The sequence below is a fragment of the Aurantiacibacter sp. KMU-128 genome, from assembly GCF_056933515.1.
On the sequence record NZ_JBXORT010000001.1, the window covers coordinates 2,348,445 to 2,365,323 of the forward strand.

The window sequence follows — 16,879 nt, forward strand, 5'->3', positions numbered from 1 at the left end:
CGCAAGGCCGTATTCCCTGTTGCCAGTGCAAATCATTCGCAATAAGAACCTTCTTGCAAATCACTCGCAATAGCGACTCAAGAGATAACTCGTAGGGGAAGTACCATTCGTTACACCGCCATCCGCCTCGCCCTGTTCGCCAGCGCCGCCGCCATCGCGCTGCCCGCCGCCGCGCAGGAAGGGCAAACCTCAGCGTCCATCACCGATTCCGCCACAAATGGCGGCGCGCCGGTCGCCACTACCGACACTGCCGTCGATCCCGACGATGTGATTATCGTCACCGGCGAAGTGCTTTATTCCGACCAGGTTACCGCTTTGCGCACCCCCACCCCGATCATCAATGTGCCGCAGAGCCTTTCCATCGTCACCGCCGACGAGATCGAGCAGCGCGGCTTCACCAGTATCGGCCAGATCGTCGATTACACGCCCGGCATCACCACCTCGCAAGGCGAAGGCCACCGCGATGCCGTGGTGTTCCGCGGCGTGCGTTCCACAGCCGATTTCTTCGTCGATGGCCAGCGCGACGATGTGCAATATTATCGCGGCCTGTATAATCTGGAGCAGGTAGAGGTGCTGCGCGGCCCCAATGCGCTGCTGTTCGGGCGCGGCGGCACTGGCGGGATCATCAACCGCGTCACCAAGAAGGGCGAAATCGGCGAAAACTTTGCCGCCGGGCAGATCGCGCTTGATACGTTCGGCGAATTCGCCATCCAGAGCGATCTCAACCTGTCGCTCAGCGACAATGCGGCTTTCCGCCTCAATGCCTCGTTTGAAAGCCTCGCCAACCATCGCGATTTCTACGAAGGCGAGCGGATCGGCATCAATCCCACCCTGCGCTTCCAGCCGGGCGCGGGCACGGTGATCGACCTGTCCTACGAATATATCGATCACAACCGCTTTATCGATCGCGGCATCCCCACCGGTGCCGATGGCCGTCCGGTCGAAGCATTCTCCGATATCGTCTTTGCCGATCCCGAGCAGAATTACCACGAGCTGGAAGCCCATGTGCTGCGCGCCAACCTGCAGCACCGCTTTTCGGACAATCTGAAAGGCGTGTTCAGCGCCTTCTACGGTGATTACGACAAGGTCTACGTCAACGTCTATCCCTCGGGCTATAACCCGCTGCGCACGCCCGATGTCGTCACGCTGGATGGCTATATCGACGCGACCCAACGGCAGAACCTGATCCTGTCAGGCAATCTTATCAGCGATTTCGACGTGGCAGGCACGCACCACACGCTGATTGTCGGCGGCGAATATATCAATACCGGCTCCGACCAGTTCCGCTTCAATACCTTCTGGGACCGGACGCAGGACGATAACGAGATTTTCACGATCGCCCGCCCCTTGGCGCTGCGCGACAATCTCGGCACCAACGCAGCAGGCCTTACCACGCGCAACGATTACACTGTCGATCTGAATGACGACACGCGCGTGACGCTGGATGTGGTTTCGCTCTACATCCAAGACGAGATCGAAGTGACCGACTGGCTGCACGTCATTCTGGGCGCGCGGTTCGACAGCTTTGCGATTGATGTCGACAATGTGGTGTCGGGCGAACAGCGCAGCCGCACCGACGAGGAAATCTCCCCGCGCGGCGGCATCATTCTGAAACCGGCAGAAAATATCTCCTTCTACGCCAGCTATTCCGAAAGCTTCCTGCCGCGTTCGGGCGAACAGTTCACCGATATCAATGGCAGCGCCAACGCGCTGGCGCCCGATATCTTCACCAATCTGGAAGCGGGGGTGAAATGGGATTTTGTCGACGGGCTGAGCCTCACCGCCGCCATCTTTGAAATCGAACAAAGCTCGCCGCAACCCGCTGACAATGATCCGGCCACGCTCGACGTGATCGATTCTGCGATCCACGGTTTCGAGCTGTCGCTGGTAGGCGAAGTAACGCCGGGCTGGTATGTCTCGGCAGGCTACAGCTATCTCGACGGGGCGCAGGTCGATGCCTTCGGCAATGAAGGGCTGCGTCCGCGCGAATTGCCCGAAAACACCTTCTCGATCTGGAACCAGGTCGAAGTAACCGACGGGTTGAGCCTCGGCCTTGGCCTCACGCATCAAGGCGACAGCTTCGCGAGTAACGGCAATGTCACCTATACCGGCCTCAATGGCGACAGCGTGACCACACGCCCGGTAATGCCCGCTTACACCCGTCTCGATGCCTCGATCAGCTATGATGTTTCGGAAAATCTGCGCCTGCAGGTGAATGTCGAGAACCTGACCGACACGCTCTACTTCCCCAATTCGCACAGCACGCATGAGGTGAGCGTGGGCGCACCGCTCAATGCGCGCTTTGCGATTAGCGGGCGGTTCTGACTATGCTCCCCTCCCCGTGGGGAGGGACTAGGGGTGGGGGTGCCACGCCAATTGAGCGTCGAACCCCCATCCCAACCCTTCCCCCAAGGGAAGGGCTTTAAAGGCTTTAGCCGGCAACACCGGCTTTTGCTTATGGAGAGCGGGGATAGTCCCCCTTTAGTCCCCGCTCTCTCCAACCTCGCCAGCGCCCTCTCCCCCCGAAGGGTCCATGGCGGGAACGGCACGCGCCGCGTCCGCCGGGTCAATTCCCGGAGCGGGCGCGGCGCTGATGCGTTCCTGGCGGCGGGTGACGCGGCCCGCGCGTTGCACAGCGGCAATCAAGCGCGGGTAAACCCCGCAGCGGCACAGATTGGGGATCGCCGCGCGGATATCGTCCTCGCTCGGGTCAGCATTCTTGGCAATCAGCGCGGCGGCGGCCATCGCTATACCCGGCGTGCAGAAGCCGCACTGGATTGCCTGTTCGGCCACCAGCGCCTGCTGCACCGGATGCGAGCGGTCGCGGCTCAGCCCTTCGATGGTGGTGATGAAACGCCCCTCGGCCTCGGCAATGGTGACAAGGCAGGAACGCAGCGCCTCCCCGTCGATCAGCACCATGCACGCACCGCAATCGCCCGCGCCGCAGCCATATTTGGTGCCGGTCAGATTGGCCGCATCGCGCAGCGCCCACAGCAGCGGCGTCTGCGGATCCATATCGAAGGACACCGGCCTGTCATTCACCGTCATTGCGGGCATGGGGAAATTCGCGCTCCGAAACCGTGGTTGAGACCGTTTTGCCGATCGTGCGGGCAATGTCGAGATGCGCGGGGCATATCTCCCCATTGCCAACCGTGCTGGGCCAGCTAGAGCATTGGCATGAGCGCGGCCACACCGAGCGACGTTGCAACGTCCGACCCAACTGCTCCCGAAACCTCCTCCCGCGCCAAGCTTGTTCAAGGCTCAATCGCCGGACATCTGCTCGGCCAGACCGCGCCCGCCATCATCGGCGTCGCCGCGATCATGTCGGTGAGCGTGATCGACGCCTATTTCATCGGCCAGTTGGGCGGCGCGGAACTGGCGGCGATCAGCTTTATCTTCCCCGTCATCACCGCGCTTTCCAGCCTGGGCGTCGGAGTGATGGTGGGCATCAACTCGGTGGTAGCGCGCGCGCTGGGCGAAGGTGACCACGACCGCGCGCTGGCCCGCGCCAATCTGGGAATGCTCCTTGGCCTGCTGGCCGGGCTGGCCATTGGCGTGGCGCTTTTCGCATTGCGCGAACCGCTCTTTGTGCTGATGCAGGCCGATGCCGCCATCCTGCCGCTGATCGACGAATTCATGGCGCCCTTTGCGCTCGGCTTTCCGCTGATGATGACGATGATGGGGATGACCGGCGTGATGCGCGGACAGGGCGCGGCGAAGAGCAATACAGCGGTGCTGATCGTCTATTCGGCGGCGAACTGGGTGCTCGACCCGCTGCTGATTACCGGCGCATTCGGCTTTGCCGGTTACGGAATCGCAGGCGCGGCCTATGCGACCATTGGCGGCTGGCTGGCGGCCATCGGCTTTGCCTATTGGCTGCTCGGCCGGCTCGATCTGCCCTTCGCGCCGGGATCGGTCCGCAATTGCCAGTGGAGCAAGCAGCTCGCTGCGATCACCCGCGTCGCGGCACCTGCCGCCTTCACCAATGCGATCAATCCTGCCGGTCTGGCAGTGCTGACAGCGTTATTGGCGGCGGAGGGGCAGGCAGCGGTGGCGGGGTTCGGCACAGGCGGACGGTTGCAAAGTTTCGCGGTGGTGCCCTTGCTCGCCCTTTCGGCCTCAATCGGCGCTATCGTCGGGCAGAACTGGGGAGCAGAAGCACATGCGCGGGCGCGCAGCGCGCTGTTGCAAGCCTGTGGCTGGGCGGTCGGCTATGCGCTGATCGCGGCAAGCGGCCTGTTCCTGTTTGCCGACTGGTTCGCGAGCCTGTTCAGCGATGACCGCCAGGTGACCGATGCTACGGTGCAATATCTGGCGATTTCGGTGTGGGGCTATGCCGGTTACGGCGTGCTGATTGTCGTCAACGGCGCGCTGAACGCCATCGACCGCGCGTCGAGCGCATTGGCGCTATCGCTGTCGCGCGTGCTGCTGGTGATGATCCCCATCGCATGGCTGGCCCGCGCGGCACTGGGTACCGAAGCGATCTTCTATGCCGAACTGGCCGCCAATCTGCTCGGCGGATTGGCGGCGGCGGCTATTGCGTGGTGGGCGCTGTGGCACAAGGTGCCTGCCACGCCCGAACGTTAGAGCGGGCGGGTGGACCCGAAAAACAGCGCCTGACTGATCGCGGCACGCACCGTATCTTCCTGAAACGGTTTGGTAATCAGATAGGTCGGTTCCGGCCGGTCGCCGGTGAGCAAGCGTTCGGGATAGGCGGTGATGAAGATCACCGGCACGCTCGCCAGCGCGAGAATATCGTCCACCGCATCAAGCCCGGACGAACCATCCGCCAGCTGGATATCGGCAAGCACCAGACCCGGTGTCTGCTGCGCCACAACTTCCTGTGCCTGCGTGCGAGTGGCCGCTGTGCCGCAAATATCGTGACCGAGCGCGCGCACCAGATCTTCCAACTGCATCGAGATAAGCGGTTCATCTTCGATGATGAGCACGCTGGTGCTTGTTTCGCGGTCGATCTCTTCAACGGCTTCGCGCACGAGCGTGTCTACCTCTGTGGGCGCAATCCCCATGATCGCAGCTGCATCGGCGGAGGAGAAATCCTCCACCGTCGTCAGCAGCAAAGCCTGACGGTTGAGCGGGGTGATGCGGCGCAACTGGCCCTGCGCAGCGATTTCGTGCACGCTCCCTGTTTGTTGGGGATCGGCGACTTCGAGATAGGCGCTCGACCACACGCGCGAAAAGGCGGCATACAGCGGCACGCGGCCGCCGCGCAGCGATCCGGCAAGCTCTTCGTCGGCTAGCGCCGCCTCGAGTGTTGCCTGGACGAAAGCATCGCCGGTTGACTGCGAGCCGGTGAGCGCGCGGGCGTAGCGGCGCAAGAACGGAAGATGAGCCGCAACTTCGGCACCGATGGACATAGGAAACCCTTCCCGGAATGGATGATGCAAGGGCAACGCCCGGTGCGCGCGGCGGTTCCACCCGGCGCCAATGGTTTTGCGGTCTTTGCGCGCGAAATGGGTGTTCCGGGAGTGCGCAAAAATATTTTTGCATCGCCGGGAACCGAGTCGAGGGGCGGGCATTTTCTTTTTGTCACCGCCGAAGACCCCCCCCTCCCGTCCAAATCGGCAGGTGACATGATCCCGAAAGGCCCTCGCTCTTAACCGGAGCGGGGGCCTTTTAATTTCCACGCGCCAGATTTGGCGGTTCAGCTTCTTGAGGGGCTTTGCAATCCAACGTTGCCGCAGCGGCAATCAGCCCAGCAGCCGCGCGATCAGGCCGCGCTTGCTGCGCTCCATCATGCAGCGCACCAGCGCGTCGGGTTCGTAGGGCTTTTCGAACACCGTGCCCAACGCCGCGATCTTGTCCGGGATTGCTTCCGGCGAACCGGTCGAGAAGGCAATGCGCGGCGGCTTGGGTCCGAGCATGGTAACGAGTTCGGCGAGCGCCCAGCCATCGTCGCGGTCTGCCAGATGCACATCGAGCACCATGGCATCGGGGCGCGGCCCATCGACCAGCGCATCCTTGCTGGCCTGCATGGAACCGCAGACAATAACTTCGCTTGTCCCAGCGCGCAGGAAGGCATCCTCCAGCGCGAGCGCCAGAACCGCATCATCCTCGGCCAGCAGAACGCGCCGGAATGGCCGAAGGCCGCCGTCCTCGGGCGTCTCTTCCTCTGATGCCTGAATTCGCTTTGGCGCAGCCATGGCAGTCGCTCCCGATGCGCCCACCGCACCCTTCAGCGCAACTGCTCGATAGGCTCCCGGTTCCCGCTAGCAAGCGCCCCGGTGCGCGGCCTTATAGCGTCTTTTCGTAAATCCGGTATTCGCGGTTGATCTTGGATTCGATCGCATCGGCGATGGCAACCATCCCCTGATTGTCTTCCAGAATCCAGCCGACCTCCGCCCGCTGCGCCCCGTGCTCGGCCACGGCATAGCGGCGGATATATTCGATCATCATAAAGGCCAGCTGGCTGGCGAGCCGCGTGTTCTGGTATTCGGGCACCACGCCCATCAGCGGCACGCGCCAGTTCTTCGAATCCGGATTGCGCAGCCACCACAGCAGCTTAGCCCAGTTGAAGGGGAAGAGCTTGCCGTCAAAATCCTTGAGCTTCAGATTGATATCGGGCCATGCGAGCATGAAGGCGGCCGGCTTGCCATCGACTTCGGCAATCATATTCGCGCCCGCTTGGATCAGCGGTTTCAGCTTCTTGCCGCCATAGGCCTTTTCACGTTCGGTAAAGGGCACAAAGCCCCAGTTTTTCGACCATGCGGAATTGAGAATATCGAGGATGATATCCGCCTCCTCGGCAAAGCGCGACGTGTCCACGGGCCGCACCTTGATCTTGCTGCTGCGTTCGCCCGATGCGACGATGCGGTTCACCAGCTCGGGAAAGCCGTCGCGCACATTGTGCAGATCATAGGTGTAAAGCCGCTTGGCCACGTCATAGCCTTGGCGCTCCACCCAGCCTTCATAGGCGGCGTTGTGGTGCCCCATCAGCAGCATGGGCGGGTGATCGTGGCCTTTCACCAGCAGCCCCGGCTCTTCCCACACCGAAAGGCTGATCGGCGCGAGCACGCGGGTCATCCCCTGTTCGCGCAGCCATTGCTCGGCGCGGGCGATCAGCGCGGCCATCACGGCCTCGTCCGTCGCTTCCATCAGCCCCCAATTGCCCGTTCCCGGTCCCATCCCCTGCTCGGGCGGCTGGGCGAGCGCCAGCTCGTCATAATGCGCGGAAATGCGCCCGACGACCTCTCTGCCGCGCCTAGCGAGGAACAATTGCACCTTGGCGTGATCGTGAAACGGGTTCTTCCCCGGCGTCAGCAGCTCAACCATATCGGCGTGCAAGGGCGGCACCCAATTGGGGTCATTCGCATTCAGTCGATAAGCGCAATCGATAAATGCATTGAGGTCGGACTTGCCCGCAACGGGCACAATCTCTATTTCAGCGGCCAATTCCGGCGTCCTTCGTTCAGCTGCGAGCAGCACGTTTTGTGTCATGGGCGTCATAACAAGCGTGCGCCGCGCCGCAACGGTTTGAAGCCAAGCGCTGTGGAACACTTGGAAAGCGTAAAGAGCAGACCATCGTCATGAACCCGGCGACATCACCCGATAATGTGCATACCGGCCCTTCCGTAGAGCGCCGCCGTGTGCACGCCGATATTCCCGATGACAAGGCGATGCTGAAAGCCGCCGCGCAGTTGACGCGCGACATCGACAAAGCCCGCCCCGAAATCTACTGGCCCGATATGCTGGTGAGCGCCTTTGCGGGATATGCTTTGCTCGCGGGTGCCATTCTGCTGGAGCCGACCTGGCTCGCCGTGCTGAGCGGTGTGCTGGCGATTTACCCGCTGTATCGTGCGCTGCTGTTCATCCACGAAATCAGCCATCTGCACCGCGACGCGCTGCCCGGTTTCCGTACGGCGTGGAATCTGGTGGTGGGCATTCCGATGCTCACGCCGAGCCTGATGTATGACAGCCCGCACCGCATCCACCATTCGCGCCAGCGTTATGGCACGGCGGAAGATCCCGAATATATGCCGCTCGCGCTGATGAAGCCGTGGAGCCTGCCCTTCTTCGTCCTCATCGCCGCGCTCGCGCCGATTGCGCTGGTGGTGCGCTGGGGCATTCTTGCGCCCATCGGCGTGATGATCCCCGCCGTGCGCCGTTTCGCGTGGGAGCGGTTCTCCACCCTCGCCATCAATCCCGAATTCCGCCGCCGTCCCGCTGACGAGAAAGACCGCAACTGGTTCCTGTTCCAGCAGGTCGGATGCAGCCTGTGGGCGCTGTTCCTTATGAGCACACCGTTCTGGCTCGGCTGGAAGCCACTGCTGGTCGCCATGGTGGTGACGGGCGCGGTGGCGACCTTCAACCAGCTGCGCACGCTGGTCGCGCATCTGTGGGAGAATGACGGCGAGGCGATGACGGTGACCGCGCAATATCTCGACAGCGTCAATGTCCCGCACTGGATTGCCGGCCTGTGGGCACCTGTCGGCCTGCGCTATCACGCGACGCACCATTTGATGCCCTCGCTCCCTTATCACTCGCTGCACGAAGCCCACAAACGCATCAGCGCGCATCTGGGCGCAGGCTCGACTTTCGACGAGGCGAGCCACAAGGGAATGTGGCCGCTGGTGGGCCGCATCGCGAAAAGCACGATGGGGCGGCGGGGTTAGTCCTCGCTCTCCACTCCCCTTGGGGAGGGGCCGGGGGTGGGGGTGCTACGCCAGTGAGGTCGAACCCCCATCCCAACCCTTCCCCAAGGGGAAGGGCTTTTTTGCGCGACCTTTTAAGGCGGGCCGCTACTCCTCCGTCCGCACCAGCACCGTCTCGCCGACGAACAGGAACAGGAAGAACGGCGCCCATGCCGCAAGCAGTGGCGGGTATCCGCCGAAGCTGCCCATAGCGAGCGCGGCATTGTCGACCACGAAATAGGCAAAGCCCAGAAACATCCCGATCACCGCGCGCAGAAAAAGATTGCCCGAGCGCGCGAGGCCGAAACCCGCCACCGCGCCCAGCAGCGGCATCAGGATCGCAGACAGCGGCCCTGCGATCTTGTGCCACCATTTGGCTTCGAGTTCGTCGGTGCGGCGGCCCGCTGATTGCAGTGCTTCGATGCTCTCGCCCAATTGCGCCAAAGTCTCGCCATCGGGATCGACGCGGCCCAGCTCGACCTGACCGATGGTGACGCCCTCGGCCATGACGACCGTGCCCAGATCGCTCGCTTCGGCGGTGGCGACGACAAAGCCTGTTGCGTCCTCCATCTGCCAGCCGGGATTGGCGAAGGTCGCGCGCTCGGCGCTCACCTGCCGCACGATCATGCCATTGCCATCGCGGCTGTAATAGGTGACGTCGCTCAGCACCGTTGCCTCGCCGCGCCCGCTCGCACTGCGTGCCATCAGCACGCTCGACCCGTCGCTGAAATAGACATTGCCGCGCGTGTCGGGCGTTGCAGGGATGGCGGCATATTCCACGTCCTCCCACGCTTTCAGAGTCGCGGTGGCACGGGTGACGATACGCTCGTTAAACGCGAAAGAGACGCCCGCAATCACCACGCCCAGCAGCAGCAGCGGTGCGAGGATCTGGTGCGCGGACAGCCCCGCCGCCTTCATCGCGATCACCTCGGAATTCTGGTTCAGCCCCGCCAGTGTGATGATCGTCGCCAGCAGCACCGAATAGGGCAGGAAACGCGCCACCAGCTGCGGCACGCGAAGCGAGACATACGTCCACAGCTCGGCATTGCCATTGCCTTCGACCGCAAGGATGTTACCCGTCTTGCCCAGCAGATCGAGCGACATCAACACCAGCACCAGCATTGCCAGCACGGCGATAATGCGCACCGCGAACATCTTGGTGAGGTATAGCGTCAGTCGCCGCGAAGGGAAGAAATCAAGCAGCACCCGCAGCTCCCTTCAAGGCACCGCTTTCGGCCAATTCGGCCTGCTGCATCGCCTGATCGTCCTCCGTGCCAAACTCGCCCTCGGGCACCACGCCTTTCAGCCGGTTGCGCCCGAACAGCTTGCTGAGCGCGCGGCCGATCTTCGAATAGGCCTTTTCAAGGAATCCGATGGGCCGCCCGCCCGGCACGAAGGCAACCTGATAATACATCCAGAAGATCAGCGCCGCGAGCACCGCAAACGGCCCCCACAGCGCGAGGAAGGGATCAAGCTGGCCAATGGCGGCGACTTCCGATCCGTACTGGTTGATCTTGTGATAACTCACCACAATGATGATCGACAGGAACACGCCCAGCGCGCTGGTAGAGCGTTTGGGTGGGATGGCGAGCGAGACCGCGAGCAGCGGCAGCATCAGCATCATCACCACTTCGACCATGCGATAATTGAACACCGCCTGGCTGGCGATGCGTGCCTCTGCACTGCTGTCCTCGCTCCAGCCGATCTCGAGCAGTTCGGGCAGCAGATATTCACGCTCGCTCTCACCCCGCTCGCGGAATTGTTCGAGCGCCGGCAGGTCGATCGGGAGGTCATGCTGGGTGAAGCTGAGCACGCGCGGCGGGCCTTCGGGCACTTCGTGGACAATCGTGCCATCCACCAGCCGCAGGATGATCGTGTTGCGATCCTCCCGATTGGCGAGGAAGCGCCCGTGGCGGGCCGAGATCGACAGCACCTGCCCGTCATCATCCGCCAGCCGCGCGAAGATGCCGTCAAGCTGGCGGCCCTCGTCCTGACTGCCCTCGATGCGCAAGGCCATCCGGTCCTGGATGACGTTGAATTCGCCGACCTTGATCGACGCACCCAAAGCGCCCGAGCGCAATTCGAACTGCAGCTCCTGGTAATCGAAATGCGCGCGCGGCTGGATATAGCCGACAATCGCGAAATTGAGCGCCACCAGCCCCAGCGTCAACAGATAGGGCACCCGCAGCAGCCGCGTGTAAGACCAGCCGACCGCGCGCATCACATCGAGCTCGCTCGACGTCGCCAGCTTGCGGAACGCCAGCAGCACGCCGAGCAGCAGCCCCAGCGGGATCGACAACCCGGCATATTCGGGAATGAGGTTCATCAGCATCCGGAAGACGACATTGATCGGGCCGCCTTCGGAACTGACAAATTCGAACAATCGCAGCATCTGCTCCAGCATCAGCAGGCTGGCCGCAAGAATGAACACGCCCACCATCGGCACAATCGTGAGCCGGAAAATGTAACGGTCAGCAGCGGTGATGAAGCGGGACAACAGGTTCACTCGATTATGCAGCGATTGCACCCTGCCCTAGCGGCATTTTTGCAGGAGGTCAGCCCCCGCTTGAAGCCTGTAGAATTCGCTGGGCTACGCTCACGCCTTTTCCAGCGTACATTGCAGCGGATGCTGGTTCTGGCGGGCGAAGTCCATCACCTGGTTCACTTTGGTTTCGGCGACTTCATAGGGGAAGATACCGCACACGCCGACACCGCGCTGGTGGACGTGCAGCATCACGCGGGTCGCCTGTTCCAGATCCATGCGGAAGAAGCGTTTCAGGACGAGCACGACAAATTCCATCGGCGTGTAATCGTCGTTGAGCATCAGCACCTTGTACTGGCTCGGCTTTTTGGACTTGGCGCGGGTTTTGGTGGCGACGCCGACCTGCCCTTCGCCTTCGCCCACACCCGCATCATCGCCATCCTCATCGGCGGCGGTCACGGCCCAGTTCTGGCCAAGCTTATGCGGGGGAGAAACTGTCATCGGAAAAGGCAAATATCGTATCGCGGGCACCGGCTGCAAGGGGGCTTAGGAACTATATTCCGTAACGCCCGAGAGATAGCGGTTGGCGCTTACGAAATTCCTACGCGGCATTGCGGCTTAACTGGGCGCGCCAAAGCAAACGGGCCGGACAGCTGCTGCTGCCCGGCCCGAAGCGTGCCGTCCGCCGAAGGGAGAGGAGGGTGGCGGAGCGGCGGGATTCGTTAGGTTATGCGACCTTCGAAAGCTTTTCAGCGGCAACGTTCACGCGGCCCGAGATCGGGGCGGCAACGTCGTTGGCCAGCTTCACGGCGGCGTCGGTGTTCTTCGAGGTGGTAGCAACCAGCGCATCGAAGTTGCGACGAAGGATCTTGCCCTGCAGCTGGAACAGCTCGGTCGGGCTCTTGATCGCAGCCATTTCCTTGAGGTCGGCGGTCATGGTTTCATAAACCGTCTTGGCTTCGTCGGCATAGGTCTTGCCCATGGTCTGCACACCTTCGGCCAGAATCTTGCCGCTTTCGACAACGGCTTCGACATTGCCCTTGGCGAATTCGGTCATTTCGGTGACTGCTTCGGTGCCCTTGTCGTAAGCAGACTGCGCACGATCCTGCATTTCCTTCATGGCGTCGGTCATCGTGTCGGTGACGACGGCGGTGTAATCGGTAGCTTTGGTAGCCATAATCTTTTCCTTGAGCTGGGTAACAGTGGGTTGGGTCTTGGCTGCGGGCGCCTTCTTTGCAGCAGGCGTTTTCTTCGCAGCAGTTTTCTTGGTTACGGTTTTCTTGGTCGCGGCTTTCGGGGCGACTGCCTTCTTGGGAGCAGCCTTGGCCTTTGCCGGAGCCTTCTTCGCGGGAGCCGGTTTGGCAGCCGGCGCCTTTGCCGGAGCCGCCTTTTCAGCCGTCACCGCCGCCGATGCATCGGCGTAAGCCTTCTCAGCATTCTCTTCGGTTTTCACCGGAGCTTTGGTGGTTGCCTTTTTGGTGGCCATACAATCCTCGCTTCCGGGACGCTCCATTGCGATCCCTTGTTGCACTGCACAATATATGTTTGTGCAGCTGCGAAGTCAAGAATTATTGTGCACTGCACAAAAGTCGTACAGGCTCTGATTTTACGGCATATTTCTACGCATACGCATGCCTAGCGCGATTTTACGTAGCGGCCGGGGGCATCCTCGATCACCGTGTCGCCGCGCCCGCCGGGCTTGCGCTTGCCAGCCGCTTTGACACGCTTCGGATCCTGGCTTTCGATCCACGTGAACCAGTCGGGCCACCAACTGCCGGGTGTCTCTTGCGCGCCTTCGATAAAGCTTTCGAGCGAGTCGAACTCCCCTTCATTGGTCCAATACTGGTATTTGCCCGCTGCCGGGGGATTGACCACGCCTGCAATATGCCCACTGCCCGCCAACACAAAGCGGATGGGGCCGGAGAAATGCTCGGTCAGCTTCCACACGCTGGAAGGCGGCGCGATGTGGTCCTCGCGGCCCGCCTGCACATAGCTGGGCGTTTGCACCTTGGTCAGATCAATCGGCGTTCCCGCCACGCCCACCGCATCGGGCTCGACCAGCAGATTGTCGCGGTAGAGATCGCGCAAATAGGCCGCGTGCCATTTGGCGGGCAGATTGGTGACGTCGCCGTTCCAGTAGAGCAGGTCGAAAGCCGGATAATCCTCGCCCAGCAAATAGTGGTTCACCACGTAATTCCAGATCAGGTCCGACCCGCGCAGCATATTGAACGTCGCCGCCAGATAGCGCCCGTCAAGATAGCCGCCCTTGCTCGCCTGCCGGATGAATTCGAGCTTCCCGTCATCGACAAACAGTTTCAAATCGCCCGCATGGGTGAAGTCGACCTGCGCAGTGAAGAACGTCGCGCTCTTCACCTTCTCCGCTTCACCCCGCCGCGCCAGCACGGCGAGCGTGCCAGCCAAAGTCGTGCCCGCCACGCAATAGCCGATCGTGTGGACGCTGGGCACTTTCAGCCGATCGCGCACCACGTCGATGGCTTCCATCTGCGCGAGGAAATAGTCGTCCCAATCCACATCGACCAGGCTTTCGTCAGCGCTTTTCCAGCTGACCATGAACACGGTCAGACCCTGATCGACCGCCCATTTGACGAAGCTCTTCTTCGCATTGAGGTCGAGAATGTAGAAGCGGTTGATCCATGGCGGGAAGATCACCAGCGGGGTTTCGATCGCCGTGTCGGTGCTGGGCGCATACTGGATCAGCTGGAACAGCGGCGTTTCATACACCACCTTGCCCGGCGTCGTGGCTATATTGCCGCCGACTTCGAACTGGCTGGTGTCGGTATGCGTCAGCTGGCCCTTTTCGAGATCACCCGTCAGCCGCTCCAGCCCGCGCACGATATTCTCGCCGCCCGTCTCCATCGTGCGTTCGAGCACGACGGGGTTCATCATCGGGAAATTGGCAGGGCTCATCGCGTCGAGCACGTTCTGCGTGGCGAAGCGGAGGTTCTTGCGATCCTCCTCGCTCAGCCCCTCGGCGCTTTCGATCCCGGCATTGAGCTTCTCGGCAATGAGCAGATAGGTCTGGTGGATAAGTGCGAACACCGGTTGCTCGCGCCACGCCTTGTCCGAAAAGCGCCGGTCGCGGCGCGGCAGCTGCGGGTCTGCCTCTTCCCCGTCCGCAGAATATTGCGCCAGCACGTTCTGCCACAGCTCGAAGCTTTCGGACCACAATTGCTGCTGCGCTGTCGGGCTCAATGCAGGCATGGCGGCGGTCCATTTGCGCATCGCCTCCATCCAGTTCGCCGGGCTAGAAAGCATCGGCGCAGGCTGCTGGTCTTTGGGCAGCCAGAATTGCAGCCAGGTCGCCTGAAACTCCATCATCGCCGCGCCCATGGCATCGATAGCGGCATGGTCGGGCAAGCGGTCTTCCGCGCCCGGAGCGACCGTCTGCATCAGCTGCCTCGCCGCCTCACCCTGGATGCGCAGCATTTCGGTGAAGATATCGGCAGCATCCTGTCCGTCGCCCGTTCCGGATGTGGTCTTGTCGCTCATGGCCCTGCCTATAGCCCAATTTCGTGCGAAGTGCAGATAGACAAAGCGCGCATAGCATTGCGAGGCCGCCGAATGCGCGCAGACACAAAGGTTCCGTTGCGCCGAACGAAACTTTCGTTCATTTGAGCCCGCATTCGCGCCATTTTTATCGCACCAACCAAGGACTGCCTCCCCGATGATGGACCAAGAGTTCTACCGCATCAAACGCCTGCCCCCCTATGTCATCGCCGAAGTGAACGCGATGCGGGCGGCCGCGCGGGCGGAAGGGCGCGACATTATCGACCTTGGCATGGGCAATCCCGACCAGCCCCCTCCCCAGCACGTGATCGACAAGCTGTGCGAAGTTGCAGCGAAACCCGATGCGCATGGATACTCGCAGTCGAAAGGCATTCCCGGCCTGCGCCGTGCGCAGTCGGACTACTACGCCCGCCGCTTTGGCGTTGATCTCGATCCCGAAAGCGAAGTGATCGTGACGCTGGGTTCGAAGGAGGGCCTCGCCAGCCTCGCCACTGCGATCACCGCGCCGGGGGACACGATCCTTGCGCCCAATCCCAGCTATCCGATCCACACCTTCGGCTTCATCATTGCCGGCGCCTCGATCCGCAGCGTGCCGACCACGCCCGACGAGAATTACTGGAAGGCGCTGGAACAGGCGATGACCTTCACCGTCCCGCGCCCCACGATTCTGGTGGTCAATTTCCCGTCGAACCCTACCGCCGAAACGGTGGATCTCGAATTCTACGAGCGGCTGGTCGACTGGGCCAAGTTCCACAAGATCTGGGTGCTGTCCGACCTCGCCTATTCGGAGCTGTATTACGACGGCAAGCCCACCGTCTCCATTCTGCAGGCCAAGGGCGCGAAGGATGTGGCGATCGAGTTTACCAGCCTCTCCAAAACCTTCGGCATGGCTGGCTGGCGCATGGGCTTTGCGGTGGGTAACCGCACGCTCATTTCCGCGCTCACCCGCGTCAAAAGCTATATCGATTACGGGGCGTTCACACCCATCCAGGCCGCCGCCTGCGCCGCGCTCAATGGCCCGCAGGATTATGTCGAACAGAACAGGCTGATGTATCACCGGCGGCGCGATGTGATGGTGGAGGCGTTTGGCCGCGCCGGTTGGGATATCCCGCCGCCGCCCGCCAGTATGTTCGCCTGGGCACCCTTGCCGCCGGCGCTGAAAGACATGGGCAGCCTCGAATTCTCCAAGCAATTGCTCACCGAAGCGCAGGTCGCGGTCGCCCCCGGCGTTGGGTATGGCGAGGATGGCGAAGGCTATGTCCGCATCGCCATGGTCGAAAACGAACAGCGGCTCCGGCAGGCGGCGCGCAACGTGAAGCGCTATCTGCAAAGCAAGGGCGTCAACACGCCTAGCGGGTGATGCCGGGCGGTCGGATGCAGCCGGACTGCCGCTACGCAGCTTTGCGCAGCAGGTGACTTGCCCATGGGCACGGCGCGTTCCCGATGGCATGGATAGGCCATGGTCACTCGCAAGCCTGCCCCGCAATTCTTCGGCTGGATCGCCCCGCATGCGCAACCGCCCGCGCGCTGGGATCTGGCGGCGCTAGATTGGGAATTGTGCGGCGGCAAGGGCGGATGCCGCGCCGAATGCCGCCATGTGCTGATCTGCGACACGCGCGCGCTCACTCCGGCAGAGCGGTTGGCGTTGGCCGAATCGGACCGTCCGGCATGGCGGCTCATCCTGCTTGGCGTAGAGGACCCGAAGGAACGCGCAGAGCTCATCAATCGCGGCTGCGCCGAGGCGCTACCGGCGACAACCGGCCTCCACGAATTGCAGGCCCGCGCCCGCCGTGTCGCCGATATGTTCGGGATGCTGCCGCGATGGCGCGATACCGGGCCGCTCACGCTCGACCTGTTTCACCGCGACGCGCGGCTCGGCGCACGCTGGCTCAGCCTCCATCCGCGCGAATTCGGCGTGCTGTGGCGGCTCGCCGATGTTCCAGGCGAACGGGTGACGCGCAAGCAATTGCTCGAAGATGTCTGGCGCTTGAGCCACGAGCCCGAGACCAACAGCGTTGAAGTGCATATTTCGCGGCTGCGTTCAAAGCTCGCATTGGCAGGCTGCGAAGGGTTGGTGGAGACGGTGCCGCAAGGCGGCTATCGTTTGGCCGAACCGAGCGGCTTTATGCGCGCCAGCCGCCCGGCGGAGGGCGACGCGCTCGACCGCTACTTGCGCGAACTCGGCTGGACACGGATCGATTCGGAATAGCGTTAGTCAAAG

15 protein-coding genes are annotated in these 16,879 nt (G+C 62.2%); 5 read left to right on the top strand and 10 right to left on the bottom strand.

What is annotated here, in order from left to right:
- Positions 1-110: 110 nt before the first annotated feature.
- Positions 111-281 carry a hypothetical protein gene (locus tag ACS0VV_RS11450; RefSeq protein ID WP_483532830.1) on the bottom strand — a complete coding sequence of 57 codons (171 nt, stop codon included), beginning with the start codon at positions 279-281 and terminating at the stop codon, positions 111-113.
- Here ACS0VV_RS11450 and ACS0VV_RS11455 point away from each other — a divergent pair.
- Positions 268-2,325 (top strand): TonB-dependent receptor, encoded by a 2,058-nt coding sequence (locus ACS0VV_RS11455; RefSeq protein ID WP_483532831.1) that lies wholly within the window; start codon positions 268-270, stop codon positions 2,323-2,325. The two genes, ACS0VV_RS11450 and ACS0VV_RS11455, sit on opposite strands and share 14 nt — an antisense overlap.
- A 156-nt stretch (positions 2,326-2,481) precedes the next feature.
- On the opposite strand, the gene ACS0VV_RS11460 is transcribed toward ACS0VV_RS11455, so the two are convergent.
- On the bottom strand, positions 2,482-3,057 hold the full coding sequence (locus ACS0VV_RS11460; protein ID WP_483532832.1) for a (2Fe-2S)-binding protein: 576 nt from the start codon (positions 3,055-3,057) through the stop codon (positions 2,482-2,484).
- A 120-nt stretch (positions 3,058-3,177) separates the two neighbouring features.
- Between ACS0VV_RS11460 and ACS0VV_RS11465 the strand changes: the two genes are divergently transcribed.
- A complete protein-coding gene (locus ACS0VV_RS11465) occupies positions 3,178-4,587 on the top strand; it encodes an MATE family efflux transporter (protein WP_483532833.1) in 1,410 nt (469 codons plus the stop codon).
- On the opposite strand, the gene ACS0VV_RS11470 is transcribed toward ACS0VV_RS11465, so the two are convergent.
- The 3 genes from ACS0VV_RS11470 to ACS0VV_RS11480 form a co-directional block, all read right to left on the bottom strand.
- Positions 4,584-5,375, bottom strand: a complete 792-nt coding sequence (locus ACS0VV_RS11470) for a response regulator (protein ID WP_483532834.1) — start codon at positions 5,373-5,375, stop codon at positions 4,584-4,586. The two genes, ACS0VV_RS11465 and ACS0VV_RS11470, sit on opposite strands and share 4 nt — an antisense overlap.
- Positions 5,376-5,708: 333 nt before the next feature.
- Positions 5,709-6,161, bottom strand: coding sequence for a response regulator (locus tag ACS0VV_RS11475; protein ID WP_483532835.1), 453 nt, complete (start codon positions 6,159-6,161; stop codon positions 5,709-5,711).
- A 91-nt stretch (positions 6,162-6,252) separates the two neighbouring features.
- Entirely contained in the window at positions 6,253-7,455 is a 1,203-nt protein-coding gene (locus tag ACS0VV_RS11480; RefSeq protein ID WP_483533539.1) for an N-acetyltransferase, read from the bottom strand.
- A gap of 89 nt (positions 7,456-7,544) precedes the next feature.
- Between ACS0VV_RS11480 and ACS0VV_RS11485 the strand changes: the two genes are divergently transcribed.
- Positions 7,545-8,630 (top strand): fatty acid desaturase family protein, encoded by a 1,086-nt coding sequence (locus ACS0VV_RS11485; protein ID WP_483532836.1) that lies wholly within the window; start codon positions 7,545-7,547, stop codon positions 8,628-8,630.
- Between the two features lie 126 nt (positions 8,631-8,756).
- On the opposite strand, the gene lptG is transcribed toward ACS0VV_RS11485, so the two are convergent.
- The 5 genes from lptG to ACS0VV_RS11510 all read right to left on the bottom strand — a co-directional run bounded on the left by lptG (position 8,757) and on the right by ACS0VV_RS11510 (position 14,640).
- The gene (gene lptG, locus ACS0VV_RS11490) at positions 8,757-9,854 is read right to left on the bottom strand and encodes an LPS export ABC transporter permease LptG (protein WP_483532837.1); all 1,098 of its coding nucleotides are present in this window, start codon (positions 9,852-9,854) and stop codon (positions 8,757-8,759) included.
- Positions 9,844-11,145, bottom strand: a complete 1,302-nt coding sequence (locus ACS0VV_RS11495; RefSeq protein ID WP_483533540.1) for an LptF/LptG family permease — start codon at positions 11,143-11,145, stop codon at positions 9,844-9,846. The genes lptG and ACS0VV_RS11495 overlap by 11 nt, the downstream gene beginning before the upstream one ends.
- 99 nt (positions 11,146-11,244) lie before the next feature.
- Positions 11,245-11,631, bottom strand: coding sequence for an ATP-dependent Clp protease adapter ClpS (gene clpS, locus ACS0VV_RS11500; protein ID WP_483532838.1), 387 nt, complete (start codon positions 11,629-11,631; stop codon positions 11,245-11,247).
- A gap of 226 nt (positions 11,632-11,857) precedes the next feature.
- On the bottom strand, positions 11,858-12,616 hold the full coding sequence (locus ACS0VV_RS11505; protein ID WP_483532839.1) for a phasin family protein: 759 nt from the start codon (positions 12,614-12,616) through the stop codon (positions 11,858-11,860).
- Positions 12,617-12,765: 149 nt separating this feature from the next.
- Complete coding sequence (locus tag ACS0VV_RS11510) at positions 12,766-14,640, bottom strand: PHA/PHB synthase family protein (protein WP_483532840.1); 1,875 nt, start codon at positions 14,638-14,640, stop codon at positions 12,766-12,768.
- A 178-nt stretch (positions 14,641-14,818) separates the two neighbouring features.
- On the opposite strand from ACS0VV_RS11510, the gene ACS0VV_RS11515 reads away from it, so the two are divergent.
- Together ACS0VV_RS11515 and ACS0VV_RS11520 are read left to right on the top strand one after the other, a co-directional pair.
- Positions 14,819-16,018, top strand: coding sequence for an LL-diaminopimelate aminotransferase (locus tag ACS0VV_RS11515; protein ID WP_483533541.1), 1,200 nt, complete (start codon positions 14,819-14,821; stop codon positions 16,016-16,018).
- Between the two features lie 99 nt (positions 16,019-16,117).
- A complete protein-coding gene (locus ACS0VV_RS11520) occupies positions 16,118-16,867 on the top strand; it encodes a winged helix-turn-helix transcriptional regulator (RefSeq protein WP_483532841.1) in 750 nt (249 codons plus the stop codon).
- Positions 16,868-16,879 lie beyond the last annotated feature (12 nt).

What these genes read in the sequence shown, in the direction of transcription:
- ACS0VV_RS11460 (WP_483532832.1), bottom strand. Translation starts at nt 3,057, where the DNA reads ATGCCCGCAATGACGGTGAATGACAGGCCGGTGTCCTTCGATATGGAT.
- ACS0VV_RS11510 (WP_483532840.1), bottom strand. Translation starts at nt 14,640, where the DNA reads ATGAGCGACAAGACCACATCCGGAACGGGCGACGGACAGGATGCTGCC.
- ACS0VV_RS11505 (WP_483532839.1), bottom strand. Translation starts at nt 12,616, where the DNA reads ATGGCCACCAAAAAGGCAACCACCAAAGCTCCGGTGAAAACCGAAGAG.
- clpS (WP_483532838.1), bottom strand. Translation starts at nt 11,631, where the DNA reads ATGACAGTTTCTCCCCCGCATAAGCTTGGCCAGAACTGGGCCGTGACC.
- ACS0VV_RS11485 (WP_483532836.1), top strand. Translation starts at nt 7,545, where the DNA reads ATGAACCCGGCGACATCACCCGATAATGTGCATACCGGCCCTTCCGTA.
- ACS0VV_RS11465 (WP_483532833.1), top strand. Translation starts at nt 3,178, where the DNA reads ATGAGCGCGGCCACACCGAGCGACGTTGCAACGTCCGACCCAACTGCT.
- ACS0VV_RS11520 (WP_483532841.1), top strand. Translation starts at nt 16,118, where the DNA reads ATGGTCACTCGCAAGCCTGCCCCGCAATTCTTCGGCTGGATCGCCCCG.
- ACS0VV_RS11475 (WP_483532835.1), bottom strand. Translation starts at nt 6,161, where the DNA reads ATGGCTGCGCCAAAGCGAATTCAGGCATCAGAGGAAGAGACGCCCGAG.
- ACS0VV_RS11470 (WP_483532834.1), bottom strand. Translation starts at nt 5,375, where the DNA reads ATGTCCATCGGTGCCGAAGTTGCGGCTCATCTTCCGTTCTTGCGCCGC.
- ACS0VV_RS11480 (WP_483533539.1), bottom strand. Translation starts at nt 7,455, where the DNA reads ATGACACAAAACGTGCTGCTCGCAGCTGAACGAAGGACGCCGGAATTG.
- ACS0VV_RS11515 (WP_483533541.1), top strand. Translation starts at nt 14,819, where the DNA reads ATGGACCAAGAGTTCTACCGCATCAAACGCCTGCCCCCCTATGTCATC.